We start from the raw sequence: 6,000 nt of genomic DNA, 5'->3' as shown, positions 1-6,000 counted from the left end.
TACTGTGACTGACCCTCGTAATCGTATCGTTCAGTCTTACTTTAAAAGCGTCTGTGCTTTCGCATAATCAGAGATCGTTTTTTTGAATCGAATACTGTGATCACCAGATATCCGCCACCTGTATGTTCTCATCCATCATGTATAGAACATTAATCATTTCGGTTAGCGTTCTTTATACGAGAGCGTAAAGCACAAAGTATTTCATGTTCCTCGTTTTCAATAATGGCAGCTACTACGTTGATAACTTTTTTCATGGAATCCTCCTATAGTGGTAATACATTGTTATCATATCATTTTTATTTAAAGGAAATGTAAAAAGGTGTTTACCCATTTCTATTTTTGTATAATCAAGTTATACAGTAATCAGAGATAGCTTGATAAAGAGGCTATATTACGGAGGTGAAATATGAGCAAGTATGATGCTTTCTATAACTATTTAAAAAGCACCTGGTGGGCAAATGGAGGGTATATTCAATGAGGCAGGATGGAAAGTTCAAAGTGTAGTGTTAGGTGAGTATGTTGAATTTATAAGATGAAAATTTACATAACGCGAACTAAAAAAAAATGTAGAAGTGAATGTGGAGGCTGTTAATTAAACTATTAGGGTAAGGTAGGTACGCAATTTTCTTGAATTAAGGTATGAGTGGTGGATTTTAATGAAAATAGTAAACAAATTACCAAAAAGTAACCAACGTTTACATTTGGACCTAATTAAAAATGGATGGGTTCCGATGAAAGAACCTAAGAATTTAATAAGTGCTATTTTGTTATCTATCCCTTTAATGATTGTCGCTGCCATTATCTCTATTGGGATAATAAATATCTTTTCCAATATTTCTTTAAGCGACTTTGGACTGACATCAAGTTCAATATCAATAACAATTAACCTAGGTATTATTTTTTTGCTAGTCTTCCTTTTAATACTTCACGAATTACTTCATTTGATTTTCATTCCTAATTTTATTAAATCAGAAAAAACATATGTAGGACTTACTCTTTTCGGGGGGGTTGTGATAACGGAAGAAGAGATTTTAAAATCAAGGTATATCTTCATTACAATTGCTCCCTTCATGATTATTTCAATAATTTTCCCATTAATATTAGGTGTATTTGGACTATTAACACCGCCACTGAAATTTTTTGATAATTCTAAACTCAATGGCATCATCAGTTGATATACTTAATCTCCTACTTATAATTAAACAGGTACCGAATAATGCAATTCTGAAAAGTAATGGACCATACACTTATTGGAAAAAATCACTTAAATAAGAAAACTGTAAATAGAAAGTTTCCTTATTATTTAAGTGAGATTTTTTACAATATTCGGCAAAATATAAGTACTATTTGATTTATACAAAAAGCTCGGTTAGTCAAAAAGCCGAGCTTTTGTTACTCTATTTTTTCCCATTTTTTAAAGCATTCATAATAACATTCGTAAATATTTTTCGAAGTTAACTCCTTCTACTTTAGGAATTTGCTCCAAGGAGGAATCATTGATAGCCTCTGTCAGGAATGCCACTGCGAGCTGTACGGATTTTTCTAGGTTCTCTCCACGCATCATGCTTCCCATAATCACAGATGCAAATAAATCACCAGTACCTGAATAGCTTTCACCGTTATACTGCGTCGCACTATAAAAGGTTCTACTTCCGTCCAAATACATATTTCCGATAAACTGCTTCTCTGAATCTGCTGACGGTGGATTCATTCCAGTGATGATAACCTGAGCTCCCGTTTCTTGCTGCAACATATTACCGGCTTCTTCTATCGCTTTAATATAGTCCTCTTCGTTTGAATAGCTATGCAGCTTTCCATAAGACAATCCGGTTAATAAACAGCACTCTGTAACATTTGGTGTAATGACATCTGCACGCTTCACCAGTTCTCTCATAAGTACCAGTAATTCATCGGTAAAAAGTTTATAGACTTCTCCTATATCCCCCATTACCGGATCAACAAGTAAAATGGATTCTTTTGTATAAAATTTATCTAAAAAATGGAAAATATTATTAATTTGCTCTTCACCAGTAACGAAGCCGGTATAGATTCCATCAAAGGTTACATTAAGCTTGCTCCATTCTTCTATGAAGTATTTCATTTTGGATGTAAAATCTTCACAAAAAAAACTTGGATATCCGGTTTGCGCAGTCAATATGGCCGTTGGTAAAGGGCATGCCTGCACGCCCATGACCGAAAGAACCGGAATTGCAGCTGTTAATGAACATTTTCCAAAAGATGATAAATCCTGTAGTACAGCAACTTTTTTCATAATAACCTCCATATGGCCTATCCACTTTAAACTTTATTTATCTTATCATAAATCAGCTAAAAACAGTCATCTCCTCTCTCTTTTCAATACGTATAATATCTGTATTTTTTTATCAACTGACCTCATAGTTTTTTAATAAATTGACACTTTTATAGACACCAGTCTTTTGCTAAAATCATAGGAAAATTCTAGTTAGGAAGGTTTACAGATATGCAAAATACACAAAGTTATTCAAGGTCAAGTCAAAAAACTATGGATTTAATTATTACCGCAATGTTGATTGCACTTGTGTTCCTATCTACTTTCTTTTTGAATATTAAACTGCCAATTGCCGCAAATGGAGGGTTAGTTCATCTAGGAACAGCTATGCTTTTTATTGCATCTATTTTATTTGGTCCTAAAAAAGCAGCTCTTGCTGGTGCGATAGGAATGGGGTTATTTGATATAGTTGGAGGGTGGGCATTGTGGGCACCTATCACCATTGTGGCGCGTGGTTTGCAAGGATATATAGTTGGTAAAATCGCTTGGTCAAAGGGTCGCAACGGTACTAGCATTGCTTTCAATGTAATAGCAACAATCGTTTCCATTCCATTTATGATAGCTGTTTATTATATTGGTGAAGGGATTCTATACGGTAATTGGATTGCACCTTTAGCTTCGATACCTGGAGATCTCGTTCAAAATATATTAGGAATTATCGTTGCCGTTCCAGTTTGTGTGGCTTTGAAAAAGGTTCCTTATTTTAAGTAAATTCGCTATAAAGGTAAACGTCAAGTAGCCCCCAAATACTACATGGATGGTGTATTTCGGGACTATGTTTTGTTTGCTTCCCTTTTTATCGGTACTCTGCATGCAGAGGGTAAACTAGATGACCACGGCAAGACTTTATCTATTTCTTTTTTATTCGTAAGATCCATATTTGGTAGCGTTTCAAACAAATAGCGAAGATAATGATAGGGACTCAAATCGTTCTCTTTTGCCGTTTCAACCACACTATACATGATGGCACTCCCTCTAGCACCTCGCGGTGTATTAGAAAACATCCAATTTTTTCTCCCAATCACAAACGGCTTAATGGAACGTTCACTTCTGTTGTTGTCGATTTCTAAATGTCCGTTGTGCTCACAATTTGGTCACGAGTGGGTGACAAACTATGAGGGCAAAGACTACGGGGAGAAAACACAGTCGTATTAGGAGGAATGAGTCAGACATTAAGATGGTTTTAAAGCTATTTTTCAAAAGAGAATCCAATGGTATGAAAGTAAATAACATAGAAATGACAGGTGTTCCCAAGTTTAAAATACTTTAAAGCAATATTTTTCTCAAGATAGGTTTAATTGCAAAATTTGAAAAATCACGTAAATAGAGCTTGGAGTGTTTATACCAAGCTCTTTAAAGTTTTCATTCTTTTTTTACTAATGAACTCGTTAAACACCAATTATCTAACACTAAGCTATGCACAATCTTTATTTTCTAATTTGATTTAAGAACAAATAGATTTTAACATGTGTCTAGTACTTGATGAATATTAAACTAAATCTATTGAAGGAATTAAGTACAAATTTTCAATGCATTTTGCAATGAAATAAGGTAAACCTCTTTATTTTTTTAATAACCAAAGTCTGTTTTTATCATAATTTTTTGATATAAATCTTTAATTGCTTGTGTTTTTTCTATTGGAGTCAAGTTTTCATTTAACCTAATTTCGTTAAATAGGCTTTGTGCCCATTTAATATTGGAAGGTCCGAATTGGCTTACATACTGAAAAACTTGTCTAATTAGATATTCATCTTCGGATAGATTCAAGGATCTATATCGATTTAAGTCTTGATAAGCTTTATTAGCGATAGCTGAATTTGAATGGTTTAATAAGTTTTGTAAATGAATTACATAAGAGTCATTTTCCACACTGCTTTGATCTTTACTGATAAGGAATGACATTTCTTTGGTTACGTTTTCAGTACTTGGAAGGGTTGAGTATCTTTCTTTAGCTTTTTCTATAAAAGTCCCATATGTATACATATAAAAATATTGATCTGTTTCGTCCTTAAATTCTTTGAGAAGATATGATAACGGCTTTCTAGTCTCTTCTTTATTATTATCGATATACCACCAGTCATTTTTTAAGTCACCTGTGACAAAAATAATCGGTTTCTTTTCTTGTTTAGCTATTTTCATCATTTCTTCCCAAATAATATAATCACCGTAAATTCGATAATCATTCTTATCAATATCTTCAAATCCGGGTGGAACTAGCTTTGAAAACCTAAAATCCCCTTCTTTATAGAAAGAAATTGTTTCATTTCTAGAGTGTTTATTTCCGATTTTTTGAGTATATATCTTAGCAATTGCTTCTACTATTATGTCAGTTTCTTTTAATTTTCCTTTATCATAAAAATCTTTTTGCTTAAATTTATCTTCGTATTCATCTAAAGGTTTATGAATTTCTTTTTTAAAATTGTTAATAACTTCTTTTATTGCAGTTGTTAAATCTTCATGCAATTGAATACTGGCTGATTCTTCAATAAATTTTTGTAATGAGCTAATCTGTTTATCTAATTCTTTTTTATCATTATTAATTGCTTTAAGAGCTTGGTCTATTACTAATTTACGGTTTCGATGAAATTCAGAACCAACTTGATAGGGCATCCTCAATTTAATATTTAATTGATTAAAATTTAAAATATTAAAAAATTCGTCCCTAGCATTTGTACTCATTTTATAAAGACGTAGTAAAATATTAGTATCGAAAACTACCAGTCCATTTTCCCAAATCTCATTTAAAATACTGTCACTATAGGTATAATACTCAAAAAAATGATTTTTAAATTGCTCAATAAAATTAGACATTTTTTTCCTCCTCATATTTTTGTTTTACAAAAACGTATCAATTTCTAGGTAATTGTTATAGAATGAACTTATTTCAGATTCATATTTATTGATATTTTTACCTCTTAATTTTACGAGATTAACACTTTAAAGGCTAGGCTATAATTCCAAATGTTGCTATTTAGATTACTTATTTAATTACCTCAGCGAATATACCAAATATATCCTCTATATTAATATTTATACTATTATCTAAATATTCCCACCTTAATAAACTCATTTTTATATTATCTTAATTTCTTAGTCTTCTATGCTATTTGAAGTATTTTGGTTGTTACCAATGATTGTCAATTCGCCTTTATCACTCACCAAAAATGTCACATCCACTTTTCCACATTATTTAATTTTAATTCTGGTCCTATTATGCCAAGTTTATTTTGTTTCCAACCACCGTACTACTTTTACCAGTATCAAATTCAGTAGCTGCCCAATCTATCTTTTCAAAACCTTTTTTCGTTACGAAATTGCGAATATCCTCAGGCAGACTGAGTTTATTTGTATGTTGAGATTCGTGAGCCTTAGTTGATGTACACCCATTTACAAAAATATTGCAACAGAAAGTCTGCTTTTTATTTTCAAGAATTTTTATCTCATTTCCATTTCCCCTTTAATAATACCATTAAATCCCAATAAATTAGAATAGTTATTTTAAAAATGCTTTTTCACTATCCTGCCCCTTTAACTACATAAGAAAAAGCGATCCTTCTTAGAAGAATCGCACCCTTGTTCACTAAGAATTTCTATTTACTTAGAAGGTAGATACCCCTGCATAAATATTGTTGTATCACACTGATGAATCATCAAACAGACAGTTAAAATAGACACTACAAATTCAGTAT

At 32.0% G+C, this 6,000-nt stretch carries 4 protein-coding genes and 1 pseudogene; 2 read left to right on the top strand and 3 right to left on the bottom strand.

Annotation, left to right across the window (positions count from 1 at the left end):
- Positions 1–656: 656 nt before the first annotated feature.
- A complete protein-coding gene (locus ACSR9O_RS24780) occupies positions 657–1,175 on the top strand; it encodes a metalloprotease family protein (protein WP_491725282.1) in 519 nt (172 codons plus the stop codon).
- A 248-nt stretch (positions 1,176–1,423) separates the two neighbouring features.
- Here ACSR9O_RS24780 and ACSR9O_RS24775 read toward each other — a convergent pair whose 3' ends face one another.
- Positions 1,424–2,272: a pyridoxamine kinase gene (locus tag ACSR9O_RS24775; RefSeq protein ID WP_491725281.1), complete on the bottom strand. Its 849-nt coding sequence runs from the start codon at positions 2,270–2,272 to the stop codon at positions 1,424–1,426.
- 210 nt (positions 2,273–2,482) lie between these two features.
- Between ACSR9O_RS24775 and ACSR9O_RS24770 the strand changes: the two genes are divergently transcribed.
- Positions 2,483–3,022 carry an ECF transporter S component gene (locus tag ACSR9O_RS24770; RefSeq protein ID WP_133346028.1) on the top strand — a complete coding sequence of 180 codons (540 nt, stop codon included), beginning with the start codon at positions 2,483–2,485 and terminating at the stop codon, positions 3,020–3,022.
- A gap of 62 nt (positions 3,023–3,084) precedes the next feature.
- Here ACSR9O_RS24770 and ACSR9O_RS24765 read toward each other — a convergent pair.
- Together ACSR9O_RS24765 and ACSR9O_RS24760 are read right to left on the bottom strand one after the other, a co-directional pair.
- Positions 3,085–3,390 (bottom strand): annotated as a pseudogene (locus ACSR9O_RS24765) (IS66 family transposase); the annotation flags it as partial.
- A 490-nt stretch (positions 3,391–3,880) separates the two neighbouring features.
- On the bottom strand, positions 3,881–5,122 hold the full coding sequence (locus tag ACSR9O_RS24760) for a PIN domain-containing protein (protein ID WP_491725280.1): 1,242 nt from the start codon (positions 5,120–5,122) through the stop codon (positions 3,881–3,883).
- Positions 5,123–6,000 lie beyond the last annotated feature (878 nt).

This window comes from Peribacillus sp. B65, assembly GCF_058513295.1.
This window is presented reverse-complemented; position numbering and strand designations above follow the sequence as displayed.